At 63.7% G+C, this 20,932-nt stretch carries 25 protein-coding genes; 10 read left to right on the forward strand and 15 right to left on the reverse strand.

Annotated features, from left to right (window positions below; all coding sequences use genetic code 11):
• Positions 1–46: 46 nt before the first annotated feature.
• Together ACRECS_RS16895 and ACRECS_RS16900 are read right to left on the reverse strand one after the other, a co-directional pair.
• The gene (locus ACRECS_RS16895) at positions 47–976 is read right to left on the reverse strand and encodes a formylglycine-generating enzyme family protein (RefSeq protein WP_431584116.1); all 930 of its coding nucleotides are present in this window, start codon (positions 974–976) and stop codon (positions 47–49) included.
• A 27-nt stretch (positions 977–1,003) separates the two neighbouring features.
• On the reverse strand, positions 1,004–1,549 hold the full coding sequence (locus ACRECS_RS16900; protein ID WP_431584117.1) for a TetR/AcrR family transcriptional regulator: 546 nt from the start codon (positions 1,547–1,549) through the stop codon (positions 1,004–1,006).
• Positions 1,550–1,702: 153 nt separating this feature from the next.
• On the opposite strand from ACRECS_RS16900, the gene ACRECS_RS16905 reads away from it, so the two are divergent.
• The 3 genes from ACRECS_RS16905 to ACRECS_RS16915 all read left to right on the forward strand — a co-directional run bounded on the left by ACRECS_RS16905 (position 1,703) and on the right by ACRECS_RS16915 (position 5,143).
• Positions 1,703–3,355 carry a sulfatase-like hydrolase/transferase gene (locus ACRECS_RS16905; RefSeq protein ID WP_431584118.1) on the forward strand — a complete coding sequence of 551 codons (1,653 nt, stop codon included), beginning with the start codon at positions 1,703–1,705 and terminating at the stop codon, positions 3,353–3,355.
• A gap of 179 nt (positions 3,356–3,534) precedes the next feature.
• A complete protein-coding gene (locus tag ACRECS_RS16910) occupies positions 3,535–4,368 on the forward strand; it encodes a diacylglycerol/lipid kinase family protein (protein WP_431584119.1) in 834 nt (277 codons plus the stop codon).
• A 7-nt stretch (positions 4,369–4,375) separates the two neighbouring features.
• Positions 4,376–5,143: a metallophosphoesterase family protein gene (locus ACRECS_RS16915; protein WP_431584120.1), complete on the forward strand. Its 768-nt coding sequence runs from the start codon at positions 4,376–4,378 to the stop codon at positions 5,141–5,143.
• 57 nt (positions 5,144–5,200) lie between these two features.
• Here ACRECS_RS16915 and ACRECS_RS16920 read toward each other — a convergent pair whose 3' ends face one another.
• Entirely contained in the window at positions 5,201–5,938 is a 738-nt protein-coding gene (locus ACRECS_RS16920) for a hypothetical protein (protein ID WP_431584121.1), read from the reverse strand.
• A gap of 154 nt (positions 5,939–6,092) precedes the next feature.
• On the opposite strand from ACRECS_RS16920, the gene ACRECS_RS16925 reads away from it, so the two are divergent.
• Together ACRECS_RS16925 and ACRECS_RS16930 are read left to right on the forward strand one after the other, a co-directional pair.
• A complete protein-coding gene (locus ACRECS_RS16925) occupies positions 6,093–6,779 on the forward strand; it encodes a DUF4166 domain-containing protein (protein WP_431584122.1) in 687 nt (228 codons plus the stop codon).
• Positions 6,776–8,278, forward strand: coding sequence for a TIGR01777 family oxidoreductase (locus ACRECS_RS16930; RefSeq protein ID WP_431584123.1), 1,503 nt, complete (start codon positions 6,776–6,778; stop codon positions 8,276–8,278). The genes ACRECS_RS16925 and ACRECS_RS16930 overlap by 4 nt, the downstream gene beginning before the upstream one ends.
• Before the next feature lie 21 nt (positions 8,279–8,299).
• On the opposite strand, the gene ACRECS_RS16935 is transcribed toward ACRECS_RS16930, so the two are convergent.
• The 6 genes from ACRECS_RS16935 to ACRECS_RS16960 form a co-directional block, all read right to left on the reverse strand.
• Complete coding sequence (locus ACRECS_RS16935; protein ID WP_431584124.1) at positions 8,300–8,704, reverse strand: bleomycin resistance protein; 405 nt, start codon at positions 8,702–8,704, stop codon at positions 8,300–8,302.
• A 13-nt stretch (positions 8,705–8,717) separates the two neighbouring features.
• Positions 8,718–9,221 carry a hypothetical protein gene (locus tag ACRECS_RS16940; RefSeq protein WP_431584125.1) on the reverse strand — a complete coding sequence of 168 codons (504 nt, stop codon included), beginning with the start codon at positions 9,219–9,221 and terminating at the stop codon, positions 8,718–8,720.
• 48 nt (positions 9,222–9,269) lie between these two features.
• Positions 9,270–10,190 (reverse strand): signal peptidase I, encoded by a 921-nt coding sequence (gene lepB, locus ACRECS_RS16945; protein ID WP_431584126.1) that lies wholly within the window; start codon positions 10,188–10,190, stop codon positions 9,270–9,272.
• Between the two features lie 105 nt (positions 10,191–10,295).
• Positions 10,296–10,844: a 30S ribosomal protein S9 gene (rpsI, locus tag ACRECS_RS16950; protein ID WP_183112301.1), complete on the reverse strand. Its 549-nt coding sequence runs from the start codon at positions 10,842–10,844 to the stop codon at positions 10,296–10,298.
• Entirely contained in the window at positions 10,844–11,323 is a 480-nt protein-coding gene (gene rplM / locus ACRECS_RS16955; RefSeq protein WP_034158053.1) for a 50S ribosomal protein L13, read from the reverse strand. Before rplM ends, rpsI begins: the two co-directional genes overlap by 1 nt.
• Positions 11,324–11,563: 240 nt before the next feature.
• On the reverse strand, positions 11,564–12,601 hold the full coding sequence (locus ACRECS_RS16960) for a COX15/CtaA family protein (protein ID WP_431584127.1): 1,038 nt from the start codon (positions 12,599–12,601) through the stop codon (positions 11,564–11,566).
• Positions 12,602–12,745: 144 nt separating this feature from the next.
• Here ACRECS_RS16960 and ACRECS_RS16965 point away from each other — a divergent pair, with 144 nt between their 5' ends.
• Positions 12,746–13,138, forward strand: a complete 393-nt coding sequence (locus tag ACRECS_RS16965; protein WP_431584128.1) for a MerC domain-containing protein — start codon at positions 12,746–12,748, stop codon at positions 13,136–13,138.
• Between the two features lie 44 nt (positions 13,139–13,182).
• Positions 13,183–13,653, forward strand: coding sequence for a Fur family transcriptional regulator (locus tag ACRECS_RS16970; RefSeq protein WP_187764283.1), 471 nt, complete (start codon positions 13,183–13,185; stop codon positions 13,651–13,653).
• A gap of 444 nt (positions 13,654–14,097) precedes the next feature.
• Here the strand turns inward: ACRECS_RS16970 and ACRECS_RS16975 are convergent, their stop codons facing one another.
• From ACRECS_RS16975 to ACRECS_RS16985, 3 genes are read right to left on the reverse strand one after another with little or no spacing between them, the layout of a single operon-like run.
• Positions 14,098–14,793 (reverse strand): hypothetical protein, encoded by a 696-nt coding sequence (locus ACRECS_RS16975; protein ID WP_431584129.1) that lies wholly within the window; start codon positions 14,791–14,793, stop codon positions 14,098–14,100.
• Positions 14,790–15,386: a hypothetical protein gene (locus tag ACRECS_RS16980; RefSeq protein ID WP_431584130.1), complete on the reverse strand. Its 597-nt coding sequence runs from the start codon at positions 15,384–15,386 to the stop codon at positions 14,790–14,792. Before ACRECS_RS16980 ends, ACRECS_RS16975 begins: the two co-directional genes overlap by 4 nt.
• A gap of 41 nt (positions 15,387–15,427) precedes the next feature.
• Positions 15,428–15,988 carry a GNAT family N-acetyltransferase gene (locus ACRECS_RS16985; RefSeq protein WP_431584131.1) on the reverse strand — a complete coding sequence of 187 codons (561 nt, stop codon included), beginning with the start codon at positions 15,986–15,988 and terminating at the stop codon, positions 15,428–15,430.
• A gap of 97 nt (positions 15,989–16,085) precedes the next feature.
• On the opposite strand from ACRECS_RS16985, the gene dxs reads away from it, so the two are divergent.
• Both dxs and ACRECS_RS16995 read left to right on the forward strand, forming a co-directional pair.
• The gene (gene dxs, locus ACRECS_RS16990) at positions 16,086–18,011 is read left to right on the forward strand and encodes a 1-deoxy-D-xylulose-5-phosphate synthase (RefSeq protein ID WP_431584132.1); all 1,926 of its coding nucleotides are present in this window, start codon (positions 16,086–16,088) and stop codon (positions 18,009–18,011) included.
• Complete coding sequence (locus tag ACRECS_RS16995; protein WP_431584133.1) at positions 18,008–18,562, forward strand: HNH endonuclease; 555 nt, start codon at positions 18,008–18,010, stop codon at positions 18,560–18,562. The genes dxs and ACRECS_RS16995 overlap by 4 nt, the downstream gene beginning before the upstream one ends.
• On the opposite strand, the gene ACRECS_RS17000 is transcribed toward ACRECS_RS16995, so the two are convergent.
• Positions 18,547–19,218 (reverse strand): RBBP9/YdeN family alpha/beta hydrolase, encoded by a 672-nt coding sequence (locus tag ACRECS_RS17000; RefSeq protein WP_431584134.1) that lies wholly within the window; start codon positions 19,216–19,218, stop codon positions 18,547–18,549. The genes ACRECS_RS16995 and ACRECS_RS17000 overlap by 16 nt on opposite strands.
• 213 nt (positions 19,219–19,431) lie before the next feature.
• Entirely contained in the window at positions 19,432–19,866 is a 435-nt protein-coding gene (locus ACRECS_RS17005; protein ID WP_431584135.1) for a PaaI family thioesterase, read from the reverse strand.
• Positions 19,867–19,945: 79 nt separating this feature from the next.
• Between ACRECS_RS17005 and ACRECS_RS17010 the strand changes: the two genes are divergently transcribed.
• Positions 19,946–20,290, forward strand: a complete 345-nt coding sequence (locus tag ACRECS_RS17010) for a winged helix-turn-helix transcriptional regulator (protein ID WP_431584136.1) — start codon at positions 19,946–19,948, stop codon at positions 20,288–20,290.
• 52 nt (positions 20,291–20,342) lie between these two features.
• On the opposite strand, the gene ACRECS_RS17015 is transcribed toward ACRECS_RS17010, so the two are convergent.
• Positions 20,343–20,855 (reverse strand): hypothetical protein, encoded by a 513-nt coding sequence (locus tag ACRECS_RS17015; RefSeq protein WP_431584137.1) that lies wholly within the window; start codon positions 20,853–20,855, stop codon positions 20,343–20,345.
• Between the last annotated feature and the right edge of the window lie 77 nt (positions 20,856–20,932).

Below are 20,932 nucleotides of genomic sequence, written 5' to 3' on the forward strand. Positions count from 1 at the left end.
CTCCTCAATCTATTGGCACTATAGATGCCGTATGTTTGAAGAGGCGTCAACGCGCCGGTGGCGGCTTGCGGTTATCGACGAGGCGGAAACCGATATGATCGGTGCCGAGCCCGCGCTCCTGAAATTGCCGCGCGGCGGGGCGGTAGCGCGCGCAATAATTGCTCGCGCAGAGATAGGAGCCGCCCTTGATCACATGCATGTCGGGCACCGGGCCGGCGGCGTTGCTGGTCCATTCCCAGACATTGCCGATCATGTCGTGCAGGCCATAGCCATTGGCCGGGAAGCAGCCGACCGGCGCGCGACCCTTATAGCCATCAGTGCCAAGATCGCGCTGCGGGAAGACGCCCTGATAGTAATTGGCGGCGGGCTTGCCATCGGCGGCGACCGGTTCGGGCCGCGTGCTTTGCCCCCCGCGCGCGGCATATTCCCATTGCTCCTCGGTCGGCAATTCCTTCCCCGCCCAGCGCGCATAGGCCAGGGCATCGTCATAGGCGATCTGCACCACGGGGTCGGCGCCATGGCCGGCGATCGACTCTTTCGGCCCGGACGGATGCCGCCACTGCGCCCCGACCGCCCAGCGCCACCAGCGCGGATCGTCCTGCGACGGCACGGTGAACACTGCCGATCCCGGCACGCGCATCTCCGGCGGCGCGCCGGGCAGCACGGGCGGGTTGCGTTCGGCAAGCGTGCGGTATCCGGTCGCCTTCACAAAGGCCGCGAACTCGGCATTGGTCAACTCATGCGTGTCGATCCAGAAGCCCTTGACGGCGACCGTCCGGGCCGGGCCTTCCTCGGGATAATAAGGATCTTCTCCCATCGTGAAATGGCCGCCGGGGATCCAGCGCATTGATGGGGCGGGGTCGGCGCAGCGGGCGAGAGCGGCAGTATCGGGCGCTCGGCCGCATGCGGGGAGCGACAGGACCGCCAGCGCCACGATCAGCCGGAACGCGGGCGCGATTGTCACTCGGATGTCCATCGTATCATTTTCCCCGGGGATTTGGGGTCAACCGTCGCTTTGTTCGAGAACGGCATCGACCAGCCGCAGGAACACCGCACGCGCCTCCGCCACGCCAAGCTCCTGATCGTGGCGCAGCACGCGCCAGCACTGGAAGCTGAGCGACAGATGCAGCACGTTGCTCTGCACCGGATCGGCGATCAGCGCCGCCGGCAGGAGTGCCTCGATCGAGCCGCGTTCGATACGCAGCATGCGGCGATAATCCTGCATCAGGAAAGCCGACTGAAACCGCTTCAGGCTGGCGGTGATGCGATAGGGCAGGATCGTTTCATAGACCTCGCAGCGCCGTACGGCGAGCTCGCGCATCTGCTCGCGCCAGGTACTGGTCTTGAACGGCCGCAGCATGACCGGCAGCACGCGTGCCTCGATCGCCTCGGACATTTCGCGGTAGAGCGAATCCATGTCGTCGAAATGCCGGAATACGGTGCGCAGCCCGACGCCTGCGGCCTCCGCGACCCGTGCCGCGCTTGGCTGGACATCGCCATTGCCGACCAGGTCGAGCATCGCCGCGACGATCTTCGCCCGGCTCGACACGCTTCGCTCGCGGCGTCCGTCGGGCGATCGTGATTTCGGGCCGGATGCCGTGGGCGGTGCCATGCGTAAGATTGAACTCCGGGCCGGTTGATAAAATGGCACTATACGCGCCAATAGATTGGTGGCAATGAGCATCATAGAAGGGGAGGGACGATGATGCCAGCCGCAAGCCGGCGCGCGAAACGCAGTGCCACGATGCTTGCCATCGCCGCGCTGGTCGTGGCGGGCGGCTATGCCCTGTTCCAGCACTACAGGATCTACCTGCCCGGGATCATCGGCCAGTGGCGTGAACCGATCCTCGCCAATCACCCGGTAGTATGGGCGCAGGGGCCGGCGACGGCGCCGGCGGGCAAGCGGCCGCCCAACATCATCCTGATCCTCGCCGACGATCTCGGCATGAACGATATCAGCCTGTACGGACGCGGCGTCGCCAATGGTGCGGTGCCCACGCCGAACATCAATGCGATCGCCACCCAGGGGCTGAATTTCACCACCGCCTATGCCGCCAACGCGACCTGCTCGCCGTCACGCGCGGCGCTGATGACCGGGCGCTATCCGACGCGCTACGGCTTCGAATATACCGCCGTGCCGCCGAGCTTCGCCGCCAATCTCGCGCATTCGGGCGGGCCGTCGCCCTATCCGGTGATCTATCACCGCGAACTCGACCATGACCTGCTCGACTATCCCGAGATGGGCGTGCCGGCGAGCGAGATCACCATCGCCGAGGTGCTGAAGGCGCGCGGCTATCACACCGTGCAGATCGGCAAATGGCATCTGGGTGAGTCCAGGGCGCTGCGACCGACGGGACAAGGGTTCGATGAGAGCCTCGGCTTCCGCGCCGGTGGCGGCATGTACATGCCGCCCGACGATCCGAACGTGGTCAATGCCAAGCTGCCGTTCGACCCGATCGATCGCTTCCTGTGGCCCAATCTGCCCTATGCGGTCTATTGGGGCGACGATCAGCGCTTCAAGCCAGTCGGCCACGCGACCGATTATTTCACCGACAATGCGCTGAAGGCGATTGAGGCGAACCGCAACCGGCCCTTCTTCCTCTATCTCGCCTATAACGCGCCGCACACGCCGCTTCAGGCGCTGAAGCAGGATTATGACGCCCTGCCGCAGATCCGCGATCATACCCAGCGCGTCTATGGCGCAATGATCCGCCAGATGGATCGCCGCATCGGCGATGTGATGGCGAAGCTGAAGGCGCTGAACCTCGGCGACAATACGCTGGTGATCTTCACCAGCGACAATGGCGGGGCATGGTATACCGGCATTCCCGATCTCAACGCGCCGTATCGCGGCTGGAAGGCGACCTTTTTCGAAGGCGGCATCCGCATCCCGATGATGATGCGCTGGCCCGGCCATATCGCGCCGGCGACGACGCCGGTGATCGCGGACCATCTCGACATCTTCGCGACGATCGCGGCGGCGGCGGGAGCGAAAGTGCCGAGCGACCGGCCGATGGACGGCTTCGATCTACTTGGGCCGGCGCCGAAGCGTGACGCGCTGTTCTGGCGATCGGGCGATTACCGCGCGGTGCGGCAGGGTGACTGGAAGCTGCAGGTGTCGAAGCGGCCGGACAAGGCCTGGTTGTTCGACCTGGCCGTGGATCCCACGGAGAAGGTCGATCTCGCCGCGCGCGAACCGCAACGCGTCGCCGCGATGCGCGCGCTGATCGAGCGGCATAATGCCGGGATGGCGAAGCCGCTCTGGCCGGGACTGATCGAGGGGCCGGTGCGCATCGACGTGCCGATCAACGCGCCGTGGAAGCCGGGGCAGGAGTATGTCTACTGGGCGAACTGATCCGCTGCCTTGGACGTCGCGCTGAGCTTGTTTCAGCGTTCGAGCGAGAATGTGCTGGGGGAGGCGCATTCTTCGGCTGGCCGGGGGGCAAGCCTAAGCTCGAGCGCTGAAACAAGCTCAGGATGCGGTTTTCGGGCCGGCGGCGAGACTTTAGCGCCGGTGATGCGTTCGGGGCCGCAATGAAAAACCTGTGGTTCATCACCAATCCGTCCTCCGGCTCCGCAACGCCCGAGAAATGCAAAGCGATCGAAGCCGTGTTCGAAGAGCGCGGGCTGAGGCTGATCGGGCGCACCGGCTTTCCCGACGAGGAACTACCGACCTCGCAATCGCTTGATGCTGCGAAGGTCGATACCGTCGTGCTGTTCGCCGGCGACGGCACGATCAACGCCGCGGTCTGCGCGCTGGCCGAGTGGGACGGCGCGATCCTGATCCTGCCCGGCGGAACGATGAACTTGCTGGCCAAGGCGTTGCACGGCACCGCTGATCCCGCGGCGATCATCCACGCCGCGCATGATGGCGGGGAGAAGGTCGCGCTGCCATTCGTAGAGGCAGGCGCGCGCCGCGCGCTGGTCGGGTTGATCCTCGGCCCCGCCGCAAGCTGGGTTCGCGCGCGAGAGATGGTGCGGTCGGGCAGAATTCGCGGGCTTGGCCGGGCGATGCTGATGGCGTGGCGACGCACCTTCGCGCGGGGGATCAAGCTGGAGGGCGTGCGGGGGATGCGTGAGCGTGCCCAGGCCGTCTTCGTGCGGCCCGAGGCCGATCATCTCGATGTCGCGGCAGTCGATGCGCGCGATTTCCGCTCGATCACCGCGCTTGGCTGGGAATGGCTCACCGGCGACTGGGTCGCCGCCGCTGCCGTCACTCAGGTGCGCGCGACCGTGATCCGGGTTGCCGGGCACAAGCCGGCGCTTGCCTTGTTCGACGGCGAGCCCGTGATGCTTGAGCCTGATATTCCGATCACCGGCGGCCTGACCGCCCGGCAATTCCTGAAGACGATAAAGGCTACAGGATGATTGGCAGATGATCCGGCTGTTCCATGTCAGTGACGTGCATTTCGGGCGGGAGGACCGTGCGGCGATCGCCTGGTTCGAGCGTCTCGTCCATGCGGAACGGCCCGATGCCGTGATCATGACCGGCGACCTGACGATGCGTGCCCGGCACCGGGAATTCGCCGCTGGCCTGGCCTGGCTGCAGGGGCTCGGGGTGCCGACTACGGTCGAGGTCGGCAATCACGACCTGCCCTATTTCAATCCGATCGCGCGCTTCTTTCGCCCTTATGATCGTTATCAAGCGGTCGAGCGGATGATCGAGCAGCCGCTCGACCTGCCCGGGATCATGATCGTGCCAATGGTAACCACCGCGCGCTTTCAGTGGCGGCTCAACTGGTCGAAGGGCTTGGTCAGCCGCCGGTCGCTGCAGGAGGCGCTGGCGCTGGCCGAGTCTGCACAGGCAGGCACTTTGGTGTTCGTTGCGTGCCATCACCCGCTGATCGAACCGCGCACCAGCGCGACGTCAGCGACGCGCGGCGGGGCAGCGGCGTTCGCTGCGCTGGCACGGGCGGGGGTGGCCGCGGTGCTCACCGGTCATGTCCATGATCCGTTTGATATCGCGCATGAGGTCGAAGGGCGGAAGGTGCGGATGATCGGCGCGGGCACGCTGTCGGAACGGCTGCGCGACACGCCGCCCTCGTTCAACGAGATCCGGGTGGAGGGCGGACGGTTCGACGTGAAGCTGCGCACGCTGGGGCCGGAGCCGGATGCTGTGCTGCCGAAGGAGAAGGTGGCTTAATGCATTGCTAGACGGGCGCCGGTCTTGCTCTTGAGCGACGCCCGCCTTTCGCAGCGATTATTGGGTTGACGTCGGCGTCGTCGCGGGAACGGGAGTCGCCGGAGCGATAGGTGCCGCGGCGGGAGCCACCGGAGCCTCCGCGGGTGCCGAAACCATGGCAGGAGCCGCCTGCGGCAATGCGACGGGAATGGCAGAGGTTGTGTAGACCTTCAGTTCGCGACCCTGTTCGACGATAGCGCTTTTACCGGTGACGAAAGCGCCGAACACACCGACAGCAACCACGGCACCGACGGCCGCGCCGGTATTGCCCTTGCCTTCCTGCCGGAACTTGCCGGACAGCGGTACGCGCTGGCCACCAAGGTCGAGGCTGCGAATCTCATAGGTCATTTTGGCCGACTTCCCGAATGCGCCCTTGCCGGTTCGCCAGGTCACCACACCACTGGCGGGCGCGCCCCGCGGAATAACCACCATGTTGCCAAGCATCACATCATAGGCGACGGTCGTGGTGAACGCGCTGCCTTCCTTGGCTTGCTTCGAGTTAAGCTCCGAATTCATCCGAACCACGATCTCGGTATTGGTCGGCAGCAATGCTCCGTCCGCGCTAATTGTCGGAGCGGTGGGCGACACGCCGGTCGGGAACGAGGCTAGTACTGGTTTGAGAGGTTCGAACGGAGCCTCGACCGGAACGGCGCTTATCTTGTCTTTTTTCTTCGCCATCGCTGGCGATGTCGCGCAGCCGAGTACGATCACAGCCGTAACGGCCACAAATACCTTATTCATGTAATCCCCCTTCATGCTTCTCGCCAAAGCCCCCGGCGAGAATCGATCCGATTTATAATCAGTTTGCGGACAAATGAAAACGATATGGCAATTGACATCGCTCCACACTTGACTCTCTCTTCGATCTGTAGTTTCTGTTAAAACAGAAATATCGGAACAGGAGGAAGGTATGGCGAGTCTGGCCGGCATCCCCGCAGTGGCGCTCCTCCGCCATCCGGCGCCACGTAACACAACCGTGGTCGACCCGCGGTTTCGCCAGATGCTCGGCGATCACGCCTGGGCATCACTGCCGCCAAGCGTCCGCGCGCGCTTCGGGCGCAAGGCGCTGGCCACGCAGACGATCAACTATGTTGGAGAAGTCAGCGAGTGCCGCATGAATCTGGCCGGACGCATTCTCGCCAATCTCTGCCGGCTGGTGGGTGCACCTTTGCCACTTAACACCGATATCGGCGTCGCGGCCGCTGTCTGCGTGACCGAGGATGCGGCGGGCAAGGGACAGTTCTGGACTCGACAATATTGCCGCCGCAGTGGTTTCCCGCAGATCATCCACAGCTCCAAGCGGTTCGCGGGGCCGACCGGGCTCGAGGAGTATCTTGGCATGGGGTTCGGCATTGCGCTGGTGCTCAAGGTTGAGGCCGAAGTGCTCTATTTCGACAGCCACCACTATTTCTGGCGCGCCGGGCCGCTCCGGTTGCGCTTGCCGAAATGGCTCGCGCCGGGGCGGTTGCGGATCGGCCATATCGATTGCGATCATGGCTGGTTCGCCTTCACTCTGGCGCTCGACCATCCCTGGTTCGGGGCGCTGGTGCGCCAGACCTGCCAGTTCACCGAATATCGCCCGAGAGAAGTACAATGAACGATCCCGTCTTCGTCGCGCTGCTGTTGGTGCAGGTCGCAATGGGCGGGTTCGATACCGTCTATCACCATGAACTGACGCAGCGTCTCGCCTGGAAGCCGGGCCAGGCGACCGAGTTGCACCTGCACGGCGCACGTAACATGATCTATGCGCTGGTCTTCCTGATGCTCGGCTGGACCGAGCCGCATGGGGTCGCGGCGGTGCTGCTGATCGGCGCACTATCGGTCGAACTCGGCATCACCTTGTGGGATTTCGTCGAAGAAGACCGGGTCCGCGCGCTGCCCGCCAGCGAGCGCGTGACGCACACTTTGCTGACGCTCAATTACGGCGTGCTGCTGGCGATGCTCGCGCCGGAGCTGTTGGCGGGCGCAAGAGAGCCGATCACGCTTGTCTTGCGGGAGCATGGCATCGTCTCGCTCCTGCTGACAGTCGCGGCGATCGGGGTGATGGCGTGCGGCATTCGCGACCTGTTTGCGGCAGTGCGCAATCATCGCCTCGATGAAACACCGGCGGGCGAACTGGCAGCGGCGTTTGGCGCGCGCAAGGCAGTGCTGGTCACCGGCGGTACCGGCTTTGTCGGCCGGCGGCTGGTCGCGGCTTTGGTCGCGGCAGGGCATGACGTTACCGTGCTGACCCGCGACGCACGCCGTGCGCTCGGGTTGGCGATGCCGGTGCGGATTGTCACCGATCTTGGCGCGCTGTCCGACGACTTCCGCTGCGATGTGGCGATCAACCTGGCCGGGGAGCCGATCGCGGCGGGGCGCTGGACCGTGAAGCGGCGGGAATTGCTGATCGGCTCCAGGCTTGAGGTGACCAGCGCATTGCTGGCTTTGCTGGCGCGGCTCGAACACCGTCCCGAAGTCTTGATCAGCGGTTCCGCGATCGGCTTTTACGGCATCGCCGATAGCGGCGCGATCGACGAGAGCGTGGTACAGGGCAGAGGCTTCGCCGCCCAACTTTGCGCGCGGTGGGAAGCCGCAGCGCGGCGCGCCGAGGCACTTGGCGTGCGCACCGTGCTGCTGCGCACCGGGCTGGTGCTCGGCAATAGCGGCGGGATGCTGGCCGGCCTATTGCCGATCTTCGAGGCAGGACTGGGCGGCCCGGTCGGCAATGGCCGTCAGATGATGAGCTGGATCCACCGCGACGATCTGGTGCGGCTGATCGTCACCGCGGCCGCCGATCAGGAAATCCATGGCGCGCTCAATGCGGCGGCGCCCAATCCGGTGAGCAACCGCGCCTTCGTAAAACTGCTCGCCCAAGCACTCCATCGTCCTGCGATTTTGCCGCTCCCTGCGGCGCCGCTCCGTTTTGTGCTCGGTGATCTCGCCGATGAACTGCTGCTCGGCGGACAGAAAATACTGCCGGTTAAGGCGGTCTTCCACGGCTTCCGATTCCGTTACCCGCGCCTCGAGCAAGCGCTGGACGATATCGTTGGCGGTCCAGTACAGCGTGTGGCGACGTCCACCCGGCCGTTCGCTGAAGCAAGGCTGCTTCACTGACAGCGCAGCCATTTCCCAAGATCAGTCGGACTGCGCGATGTCCTTGCCAGGCGCGATCGCCTGCCCGAACACGATCAGATTGCCGTCCGGTGCGAGCACCATGAGTTCGCGTTGGTGATAATGCTGATCGACCGGGCCGAAGACGTCGCCCGCCGGCAGCGTATCGAGCTTCGGCTTCAGTGCTAAATAGGTCGCGTCGACATCGCGAACGTCGATATAATAGGAGCAGCGACGATTGCCTGGCGGTGCGCCGTCCTCGCCATGGTTCTGCAGCATGCGCAGGCCGGCCCCTTCCAGCTCGACATAGCCATAATCCGCGATCCGGTATGGGCAGGTGAAACCGAGTATGTCGGTGAAGAAGGCGATTGCGGCGTCGATATCCGGTACATGCATGAACGGGGTGATCTGCAAGACATTCGACGGCATGATGCGCCCTTTCTCAGCGCAGCCAGCGCTGCATATGGGGGAAAGGCAGCGTGTCCTGTTCCGCGGCCTTGCGGGCATCGAACGCCAGGCCGTAATATTGCAGCATCGGCAGGCCGATATAGCTACCTTCGGCATAGGTGTTGGCCAGATGACTGCCGCCGCCGCGATAGCCGCCGTCATGGAATACCAAGCGGGGATCGATGTCCATCGCCAGCGCCGCCGCATAGGACCACAGCATCGCCGACATCTCCTCGCCCGGATCGGGGCTGACCATATGCAGGATCGGCCGCTTTTCGGGCTCGGTCACCGCGATATGCCCGGCCTCGTGCAGCAGGTCGCCGGGCCAGGTCAGCCGGGCGGGATCGACGATCAGTACGCCATCGCGGATCGCCATGCCCGGCATGAAGGTTTCCTCGTCGAGCGGGGCGATCGCAATCGGGATGCCGACGCTTTCGATAAAGGCGAGGATCCGCTCGGTGGTCGTATCGGGGGCGACGGTCGTTGCGGCTTTGTCCATACCCCAGCCTAACCCAATCCGGCTGCCCGAAAAAGCGGCATTGCCGGGCTATTTGTTCGGCGCGATGAGCGATTTGCCGATCTTTGCACGATCGTTGCTCCAATAGATGAACAGGGGTGTCCCCGTAATATCGCTCTCTGGCAGCATTTCGACCCCGAGTTCGGTGCGTGAGAGACGACTGTCGGCGGAGCGGTCCCGGTTGTCGCCGAGCACGAAGACATGGCCTGCAGGGACAATACGCTCGGGCATATAGTCGATCGCGGTCTCATCCAGGTCCCAGATGAGGTGCGTCCCGGTCTCTCCGGCCAACTGCTCCTGGCGGATATGTGCCGGACCATTTTCATACGCCGTATCGCCCATATTCTTGAGAAAGGGCGGTTTTCCGTTCACAATGGGGACGCCGGCGCGCATTTCGATCCGGTCGCCTGCCAGGGCGGCGACCCGCTTGATATACATGGCTCCGCCGGGCGCATTGAACAGGATCAGATCGCCCCTGACCGGAGCATGTCCACCGCGCATATCGACGAAGATCCGGTCGTTGACCGCGAGCGTTGGCAACATCGATTCGGCGAGGATGTAGAAGGGCCGGTAGATGCCATGATAGACTTGGACAGCCAGGTTATCCGCGGCGATCGTCACCAGTACGATCAGAACCAGGCCATACCAGCGTGACCAGAAGGAAGATGCGGATTTGGATCGGCTCGCCCGCCATGTGCGGACGATCGCGTAGATATAGAGCGCGATCGAGGCGACGATGACGAGCGTCATGGCGATCACGAAGGCGGTGAAATTGGGCCTGGGCGCGAGCCTGCCGAGCAGGATGACGCTCAACAGGATCACTGTCGGTCCTGCAATCAGCCAGATAGCAGCGCGGAGCCCCGCGACCCGCACGAGGCCAAGTCCCGGCCCGATGAGGTTCAGCGCCGTGACGCCGATCCGTGCAGGCGTTGATCTTTGTTGCTCGCCCATCTGCGTTCCCCCCGGATATGAACGCCTAGCGCAGTGTGGTTGCCGCGCAACGAAAAAGGGCGGCCCGTTGCCGGACCGCCCCTTCGCGTTTGATGACGAGAAAGCTTAGCGCTTCGAGAACTGGAAGCTGCGGCGGGCCTTCGCCTTGCCGTACTTCTTGCGCTCGACCGTGCGGCTGTCGCGGGTCAGGAAGCCCGCTGCCTTGACCGGCGCACGCAGGATCGGCTCGAACTTGGTCAGCGCCTGACTGATGCCGTGCTTGACTGCGCCGGCCTGGCCCGACAGGCCACCGCCCTTGACGGTGCAGACGACGTCATAGGCACCGTCACGCTCGGCAACGCCGAACGGCTGGTTGATCACGAGACGCAAGGTCGGACGTGCGAAATACACTTCCTGGTCACGGCCGTTGATGGTGATCTTGCCCGAACCCGGCTTGATCCAAACGCGTGCGACGGCGTCCTTGCGGCGACCGGTCGCATAGGCGCGGCCCTGCTTGTCGAGGATCTGCTCGCGCAGCGGCATCGGCTCACGCACGACGACCGGAGCGGCCGGTGCGTACTCGTCACCGGCAAGAACCGGCGCCGAAGACGCGACAGGTGCCGGCTGGTTGGTCAGGCCGGCGAGATCGGAAAGTGACTGGCGATTGTCGGACATCAGTTGCCCACCTTGTTCTTGCGGTTCATCGAGCCGATGTCGAGAACCTCGGGATTCTGTGCTGCGTGCGGATGCTCTGCACCAGCGAAGACGCGCAGGTTGCGCATCTGCTGACGGCCGAGCGGGCCGCGCGGGATCATGCGCTCAACGGCCTTTTCGATGATCCGCTCAGGGAAACGACCCTCGAGGATCTTGCCCGCGGCGACGCCCTTGATGCCGCCGGCATAACCGGTGTGGCGGTAATAGATCTTGTCCTTGAGCTTGTTGCCCGTGAAGCGGATCTTGTCGGCGTTGATGACGATGACATTGTCACCGCAATCGACGTGCGGGGTGAAGCTCGGCTTGTGCTTGCCGCGCAGGACATTGGCGATAATCGACGCTGCGCGACCGACCACCAGGCCGTCGGCATCGACGATATGCCACTTCTTTTCCACTTCGTGCGGCTTGGCCGACTTGGTGGTCTTCATCAGCGCCTTCATGGGGCCAGGACCTTTATCGTTGAAACGGAACGCGCCGCCCAACGGTGGACGGCGCGATTGGGGCGGCTAATGATCGCAGGGCTTGCGAAAGTCAAGCAATCTGCGGGTTTCCTGACGGGTATCAGGATACCGTGCTGCTTTTAAAGACGGTGCCGGCCCGCTCCCCCACCCGGCCACCCACAGGATCATGCTGGATGGGTGGTCGGGTGGGGGAGCGGGCCGGCACCGTCTTTAACTAAATCAAAGCGCGCGTTTGCCGGTGGCATGCGTCGCAGAGGTGGCGGCGATCAGCAGCAAGGCGGCATTGACCTGATGCGCGACGGCGATGTCGATCTGCACGCCGCTGAGCAATGTGAAGATGCCCAGCAGGATCTGAAAGATGACTAGCGCGATGACGGCATAGGCCGAGCATCGTGCCCCGGCACTCGCAGCGCGCCACGCCAGCGTCAGCAGGCCGGCGGCAGCGACAAAGGCGAGCCAGCGATGGATGAACTGCACCACGACCGGATTGTCGACTGCATTGGTCCAGGCTGGCGTCGTCATCGGCACATTGGCCGGAAACAGCGTGTCACCCATCAATGGCCAACTCGCAAAGGCATAGCCGGCGTCGAGACCGGCAGTGAACGCACCGAATATGATCTGGACGAACAGCAGCAACAGCGCTGCCATGGCGATCGGCGTGAAACGCGCCGGTGTGCTCAGCCGGTGCCGGGCGACGGCGCGGAGATCCATCGCGGTCCAGATAATGCCCGACAGGATCACCAGGGCGGTCACCAGATGCACTGCAAGGCGGATATGGCTGACATCAGTGCGCACCGACAGGCCCGAGGCGACCATCCACCAACCGATCGCGCCCTGCAACCCGCCCAGCGCGAGCAAAGCGGTCAGGCGCCAGCCATAGCCGGCCGGGATGCGCTTGCGCACCGCGAACCAGATCAGCGGCAGCGCGAAGGCCATGCCGATCACGCGGCCGAGCAGGCGATGGAGATATTCCCAGAAGAAGATCGCCTTGAACCCGGCGAGCGTCATGCCCTTGTTGAGCAGCTGATATTCCGGGATGCGCTGATAATTGGCGAACTCGGCCAGCCATTGTTCCTGAGTCAGCGGCGGAATGATGCCGCTGATCGGCTTCCACTGCGTGATCGACAGGCCCGACTCAGTCAGTCGGGTAATGCCGCCGACCATCACCATCAGCACGATCAGCGCGGCGACCGCGAACAGCCAGATCGACAAGGTGCGGGGACGCGCGGGGTAAAGGGTCGATGACGCTTGCAACATGCGGTGCGCCTAGCGCGAAACCGGTCGCGCGTCGATTGCCGAGCAGCCCATCGTTCCGGGGGGCATCGTTAATGTCCGTTTCGGAACGAAAATCGTCGATGATATATTGTAACTCCTGCCTTTCTGTGCCACTTAGGCTCCACGATGTCGGAACAAGTCTATCCTCGGTATCTCGGCTGGATCGAGTCGCATGCCGATCGCCTGGCGATTGGTCTGTCCGGGCTGTGCATGGTGCATTGCCTGACCAGTGCGATTCTGTTCGCGCTGCTGTCGACGGCGGGCGGAGTGCTGCTCGCACCGATCTTCCATGAAGTCGGCCTGACCATCGCGATCGGTTTCGGCATCATTGCACTGGGCCGCGGCATTATCACGCATGGCTATATGATGCCGGCAGCGGTCGGATCGATGGGCCTTGGCATCATGGCGGGCGCCATGAGCTTGCCGCATGACGGCAGCGGCAGTGAAACGATCTGGACGCTGGTCGGTGTCGGCATTCTCGCGCTCGGCCACGATCTCAACCGCCGTGCGGTCAACTGAGCGCGACCTTGCCGATCGGCGCGACAGCGCCTAGATTCATCCCCATGGCCGCCCATCACCACCATCACGAACCGCAAGGCGCCGATCTCGCCAAGGCAGCACAGGCGACGCTCGAGAAATCGGGCGAGCAATGGACCGCGATGCGCGAGCAGATCTTCAAGGCGCTGGCGAGTTTCGACAAGCCGGCATCGGCCTATGACATCGCCGAGGCGGTGTCGAAGGCGGAAGGGCGCCGGGTTGCCGCCAACAGCGTCTATCGCATCCTCGACCTGTTCGTCGCGTCGAACCTGGCGCGCCGGGTCGAAAGCGCCAATGCCTATGTCGCCAACGCGCATCCGGATTGCCTGCACGACTGCATCTTCCTGGTCTGTGACAGTTGCGGGCAGACGGTGCATATCGATGACGACCATATCACCAAGGGCGTCCGCTCCGCCGCAGCCGCGACGGGTTTTTCGCCGGTGCGTCCGGTGATCGAGGTGCGTGGCACCTGCGCCGAGTGCGATACGCCAAACTAAGTTAGAGCTTCGCATTATATCAGACGCTTGATGTAGCGGCTGGCATGTATCGACGGGGGTCATGCGCGACGCTGCTGGTGCCATGGCGATCCTTTTTTTTCCGACAATAAGAAAGAGCGCGCCAGCATCATTCCGGCAGGGGACGGCATGGCCGATCCTGCGCGGTGCTTGAATCGCCGCGGGCGACAAGGCTGCGGGGATGACCGGCGGGAGATATGGGACACCGAATGTCCTATATTTTGAGCCGTCATTTCGATGCGGGGATGGAGATATGGGACACCGAATGTCCTATATTTTGGGTCGTCGTTTCGACGGGAGGATGGAGATATGGGACACCGAATGTCGTATATCCCAGGCCACGGGCCTGGTGGCGGATTGTGAGGTATTATTGTTTAATATCAGATAGTTAGGATTAACCTGTGCTGACGGAACAGGCCGGCCCGGTCAGAAACCCGTCGGAACTTCGCGCATGGCTGGCGCGCTGGGACCGATCTTTTCGATGCGGATCGCGGCCCGATTGTCCGGCAGATAAAAATCCATGTCGAACGCATCGATGCCCATCGCATTCAGATACGCATTCAGCATCTCGAGCGTAAAACGGCTCTGGATCTTGCGCTGCGCATAGCGTGCCGGATCCTCAAACGGTTGAACCGTCCCGGCCGCGCTGAAACTCCATCCATATCCGTCACAGGTCGACGCCACCGAGCGGATATAGTTCAGGAACTCGGTCTTGTGCGGCCCGTAGATTTCCAAAATGGTCGCCCCGAATAGCCTGTCTTCCGGCGCATGAGGAGTGGCCGTCGCCCGAATGCCTTCACAACCAAGCTGCTGCGCCAGAAATGAAATCGGCGCGAAAACATCCGTTCCGTCATGTCCATTGTCGAGGAAGGCAGTCCAGGGGGAGCGGGTCGGCAGAAACAGGAAGCGTCTCGTCTCTACACTGGTCAGCGGGAGCAATGATCTGAGCGCGTTGAGCAGTGGTCCGCTGACTGGTTCCTGTGCCAGCCGCACGCCGCGCTTTGCCTGAATCCCGGCCTGCCAATCCATATAGGCGCGCGCGGCGCGATCCGGATCGCATTTCAGGAAGCCGATGGAGTTGGTGACGGGAGAAAAGCGATTGTCGAGCAGGAAACCTGTCATTGTCCGCCGCCATTTCCCGATATCGGGAAAAGTCGCTGATAAACCACCCGGCCGCGATCGGAGAGCCGATAGCCGCTTTGCAGGCTTTCCGTCAGGCCAAGCTCCTTCAGCAATCTGATCTTCCGTTTCAGCGCCAGCTTTTCCATGCCGAGGCGATCGGCGATTTCACCGGCGGTCCGCCCGTCACACTCGCTGATCAGGTGGAGCGCCTGTGCCGTCCACGCACCGGATCGGTCGAGCAGGGCAAGTCGCGCCTGCAATGCGGCCACGCCATGATCGTCAAGTTGATCATCCTGGCGGAGAGCCTCGCGCGGGTCTGGACCGGACAGACGGAATTCGATCCGGTAGAGTGTGCCGTCCCGCGCCTTGGCGAGATCGGTCATCAGCGTCTCGCATGAGTCGAATCCAGCCCGCCGAGCCTCATCGTCCGAAATTTCTGCGAACTCGATTGCCCTGATATCCTCGATCGCCAGGACGCCGACGGCCGTTCGCAACGAGCCGCCGGCGCGCACCGTGGGTTTGGTCCAGCGCCGAAAGGCGAGCGTGATCCTGCCTGCCTTGATGCCATCGAGAATCTGGCTTTTAAACAGCATGTTGTGGTTCTGTTTAACCTCCGTCCCTCAAGTTATGTCCCTTAAAGGCTCTTCCCCATCCGGACGCCGGGCACCGGCGGCCCCGCCGCGGACATCTTCATCACCCGCTCGATCGGCCGATATCCGCACGCCAGGTAAAGTGGTTCGCCCGACAGCGTTGCCATCATCTCGGCGCGGTTGAAACCGGCCGCGCGGGCCGCCGCCTCGGACAGTGACAGGATCAGCCGGCCGACGCCGCGGCGCACGAAATCCGGATCGGTATACATTGCGCGAATCCGCGCCGGCTCGGTTGCCGGATCGAGCAGCCGGTCGTCGCGCAATTCGGTGCTGTGGTTGCCGCCATAGAGAGTCGCGCGGTGGCTCCAGCCGCCGCAGCCGGCGAGGCGGTCTCCCTCCTCGATCAGGAAATAGGTGCCGTCGGCGATCAATTGCGTGTCCAGGCCCATGCTCAGCCGGCTCGCGACAACTTCTTCGGGCGAAAGAAAGGCGCTTTGCAGCGAGTCGATCGCCCGGTCCATCAACGCCTTGATGGCCGGGATGTCGTCCTGCGTGGCGATGCGGTGGGAAAAGTGGGGGGAAAAGCTGGGGGAAAAGCTGGTCATGGCCCTATGTCGTAGGGTCATGCAGGCCGCGTCAAGAAGCCGTGCAGGTTGATCCGCGGCAATCGACACGAGTTGCCCGCTCGTCTAAGCTCGCATCATGTCTGACGTTCCAGAAACGCCGTTGCTCGACACGGTTCATAGCCCAGCGGATCTTCGCAAGCTCCCGATGACCCAGCTTCGGCAACTTGCCGATGAGCTGCGCGCGGAGACCATTTCGGCGGTTGGCACCACCGGCGGGCATCTCGGCTCCGGACTCGGCGTGGTCGAGCTGACCGTCGCGATCCATTATGTCTTCGACACCCCCGGCGACCGGCTGGTGTGGGATGTCGGGCACCAATGCTATCCGCACAAGATTCTGACCGGACGGCGCGACCGTATCCGTACCCTGCGCATGGGCGGTGGCCTGTCCGGCTTCACCAAGCGCAGCGAGAGCGAATACGACCCGTTCGGTGCGGCGCACAGCTCGACCTCGATTTCCGCTTCGATCGGCTTTGCCGTGGCCAATCAGCTGTCGGGCAGGCCCGGCAAGGGCATCGCCGTGATCGGCGACGGCGCGATGTCGGCGGGCATGGCCTATGAGGCGATGAACAATGCGGCGCGCGCCGGCAATCGGCTGATCGTCATCCTCAACGACAATGACATGTCAATCGCGCCGCCGGTCGGCGGCCTGTCGGCCTATCTCGCGCGGATGGTGTCGTCGAGCGAGTATCTCGGCCTGCGCAGCCTCGCCAAGAAGCTGACCCGCAAACTGTCGCGCCGCGTCCATCAGGCGGCGGAAAAGGCAGAGGAATTCGCGCGCGGCATGGCTACCGGCGGGACCTTGTTCGAGGAACTCGGCTTTTACTATGTCGGGCCGATCGACGGCCATAATCTCGACCATCTTATCCCGGTGCTGGAAAATGTCCGCGACGCGGCGGAAGGTCCGATCCTGGTCCATGTCGTGACCAAGAAGGGCAAGGGCTATGCCCCGGCCGAAGCGTCGGCGGACAAATATCATGGCGTGCAGAAGTTCGACGTGATCACCGGCACGCAGGACAAGGCCCCGCCGGGGCCGCCCGCCTATCAGAATGTCTTCGGCGACGCGCTGGTCGCGGTGGCCGCGAAGGACCACCGGATCTGCGCGATCACCGCAGCGATGCCGTCAGGGACCGGGCTCGACAAGTTCGCCAAGGCCTATCCCGAACGCTTCTTCGATGTCGGCATCGCCGAACAGCATGCGGTGACCTTCGCGGCCGGCCTTGCGGCGCAGGGCATGAGGCCGTTCTGCGCGATCTACTCGACTTTCCTGCAGCGCGCCTATGACCAGGTCGTGCATGACGTGGCGATCCAGAATCTGCCGGTGCGTTTCGCGATTGACCGCGCCGGGCTGGTCGGCGCCGATGGCGCGACCCATGCCGGCAGCTTCGACGTGACCTATCTCGCGACGCTGCCCAATTTCGTGGTGATGGCGGCAGCGGACGAGGCCGAACTGGTCCATATGACCTATACCTGCGCGATGCACGACAGCGGCCCGATCGCGGTACGGTATCCGCGCGGCAACGGCACCGGCGTGGCGCTGCCCGCGGTTCCGGAGCTGCTCGAGATCGGCAAGGGCCGCATCGTGCGCGAGGGCAAGAAGGTCGCGATCCTCTCGCTCGGCACGCGCCTCGCCGAGGCGCTCAAGGCGGCCGATGCGCTCGATGCGAAGGGGCTGAGCACGACGGTGGCGGATCTGCGCTTCGCCAAGCCGCTTGACGAGGCGCTGATCCGCAAGCTGCTGACCACGCATGAGGTGGCAGTGACGATCGAGGAAGGCGCGGTTGGCGGGCTCGGCGCGCATGTGCTGACCCTGGCGAGCGACACCGGATTGGTTGATACCGGCCTCAAGATCCGCACCATGCGCCTGCCGGATATTTTCCAGGACCAGGACAAGCCCGACAAACAATATGCCGAGGCGGGGCTGGATGCCGATGCGATCGTCGAGACCGTGCTGAAAGCATTGCGGCACAATTCAAGCGCGGTCGTGGAGGGCGCGCGAGCTTGAAGTTTCGTAAGCCGCTGAAGATCACAAGCCGGATTTCGTCGGTCACCAATTGCTTCGTGCAGGCGATTATTCCGAGTATCGAACCGTCGTCCGAGATGCGGCGCGAGGCGCTCGCCGTCTTCGGTATGGAAGAATCGAACATCCGCTGCGTCTATTGCGGATCGAGGGCAACGGACTGGGACCATCTGAAATCTCTTGTCCAGAGAAGGCGTCCCTCGGGCTACTTCAACGAAGCCAGGAATCTGGTCCCTGCATGTGGACCCTGTAATCAGTCCAAGAGCGGTCATGACTGGCGAACATGGATGTTAGGATCCGCCAAGGGATCGCCAGCCACCCGAGGCATCCCGGATCTTACGCTGAAAGTAGAAGCGTTAGAACGTTTTGAACGATGGGCTCAGCTTGAACGCGTCAGCCTGATCGACCTGATTGGTGAAGAACTTTGGCATGACTATTGGTCAAAGCTGGAACGCATCGAAGCATTAATGTTCGATGCCCAGCAATCAGCTCTGGTCATTCGCGACAAACTGGCAGCATCTCACCGGCCCAGATAATGCTCCTGCGCGGCATCGGTCGCGTTGATCGCCAGGATCGACCGTGCATCGCCCGGCGCGCGCGGCTTGCCTTTGCGGTCGCTGCCGGCCGCGATGACGCGCTCGAGCAATTCCTGCCCTTCGTTCCACCAGCCGATGCCGCTTGCGGCATTGAGATGGCCCTGTTCGCCGGCATCGACGAAGTGGCTGCCCCAGGACACGGCCAGACTGTGCGCGCGGTCGATGTCGATCCATGGATCGTCGCGGCTCGCGACGACGATCGAGGGGAAGGGCAGGGGCGTGGTCGGGGTCGGGCCGAAGGCCTTCAGCTCGGCCTGCGCCTTGGCCCGGTCGGCATCGGCGGGTGCGACCAGCAAGGCGCCGGCGACCGGCCAGCCATAAGGCTGGCGCGTCAGCTCCGCCCACCATGCGACCGCAAGGCAGCCCAGGCTATGCGCGGCAAGGATCACCGGTGCCTGCGCCTGGCGGATCGCCTGGTCGAGCTTGGTCACCCAGGCATTGCGGTGCGGCGTGTTCCACATGCCCAGTTCGACTCGCACCGTGTCGGGGCGTGCGCTCTCCCACAGGGTCTGCCAGTGGGAAGGTCCCGAACCGCCCAGCCCGGGGACGGTCAATATGGTCGGTTGCGCAGGGTCGAACGGCGAAAAACTGCCCATCTTCTGTCTCCCGAATAACTGGCGAAAACTGGTCGAGAAGACGTGGCCAGGCTTTGCTCTAGGGGACGCCGCGCGGCCACGCCTCCCATACGGAAAGCTATTCCTACTTAAATGATAGGCAATAGGCATTGCGACGAACTGAGGACCCGCAGCGCCCATCGGAAAAACGCCGTTCGCCTGGGCGCGATCCGGGCGGGTTTCGTCGCGGGCGGGTCAGCCCAGCGGAATGATTGTGGCCTGCGCGACGGCCGCCAGCACCGGTGGAGCGCCGTCCGATTCGGACCAGACATCGGCGCGCACGATCACTTGCCGCTTGCCTGCCTTGACCACGTTTCCCCGAGCGCGAAGGCGGCTGCCCGTGGCGGGCGACAGGAAGTTGATGCTGTACGACCCGGTCACAACATCGCCGGCAACCGAACTCGCCGCCCAGGCACAGGCATTATCCGCCATCAGCCCGACGATCGCGCCGTGCGCGAAGCCATGATGCTGAGTCATATCGGGGCGCACGTCGAGGGTGAGTTCTGCTTCGCCCTGCCAGCAGGTCACGGGCACGACACCGAGAAAATTGGTGAAGCCCGACCCGGCGACCGCGACTCGCTTCATATGGGCAATGGCTTCGTCATTATCGGCAAAGGCGTGCGGCGGCATGGGGCGTTCCCTTTAAGTCTGTAAAGCAGACTATATCCCTGCTATGCCCGCCGGCGCAACCTTCGTAGATATTCGTGGTATGAAATCCTTCACTCCGTCCCGTTCCCCTTGCCCGATCGGGCGCGCATCGCGGATCGTCGGCGACCGCTGGGCGCTGCTGATCCTGCGTGAGGCGTTTCTGGGGGCGGAGCGGTTCGAACAGTTTCTCGACCGGCTCGACATTTCGCGTGCGGCGCTGACCTCGCGGCTCGGCATCCTGGTGGCGGCCGGTATATTCGAGCGCGTGCCGCCGGAAGGGAAGCGCGCGGTCTATCGCCTGACCGACGCCGGACGCGATCTCCGGCCGACCATCGAAGCCTTGCGCGCCTGGGGTGACGCCTGGCTGTTTGCGAAAGAAGAGCCAGCGCGCGACAGCGCCGGCTAATCATCCCGGGCCGGCACCGCGAACGCGCCTCAGCGCGTTTCCAAACAGGCTCTCAGCGTTTGCAGCCTCGTGCGCTTTGCAGGCCGCGCAGGAACCCGCGCCGTGCAACGCCGGCGGCGACCGCCGCCTGCAAGCGGCGTTCGGCCGGGCCGGCGCCGCTGACTTCGCGAACCAGGCCGCGGAAGGGGATGAGCGAATTGACCACCGCAGCGCCGCCCACCTTGGCGATGTTCTGCTTCTTGGCCACCTGTGGGCCGGTATAGTCGGGGCCGAGCACGTCGGTGAGATCGTCGATCGAGGCCGCAATCTGCCGGCAGGTGCCGGCGCCGCCCATGCCATAGGGCGCGTCGCTCACCTCGACCAGCAAGGGCGGAATCTTGGTCTTTTCAATGCCGACATCGCGCACCGGCTGCGAGGCGACTTCCCTGACGTCGCCCACGGTCGAGCTTTTGTCCTGTGGATCCTTGTCCTGGGCTTGAACGGCGCCGAGGGGGGCGGTCAGCAACACAAGCGTTGCGACAAAGGACCATGGGGATGTGAAGCGGATTCGGGGTGTTGCAGCCATGGTCATACCTTTTATTGCTGGCCGATGCGGCGAGCGTAACGATAACTGTTGCGCCCCTGTCCGGTTCCGCACCGCTT

This window comes from Sphingomonas sp. (assembly GCF_050725575.1).
In the GTDB taxonomy this organism is placed as follows: domain Bacteria; phylum Pseudomonadota; class Alphaproteobacteria; order Sphingomonadales; family Sphingomonadaceae; genus Sphingomonas.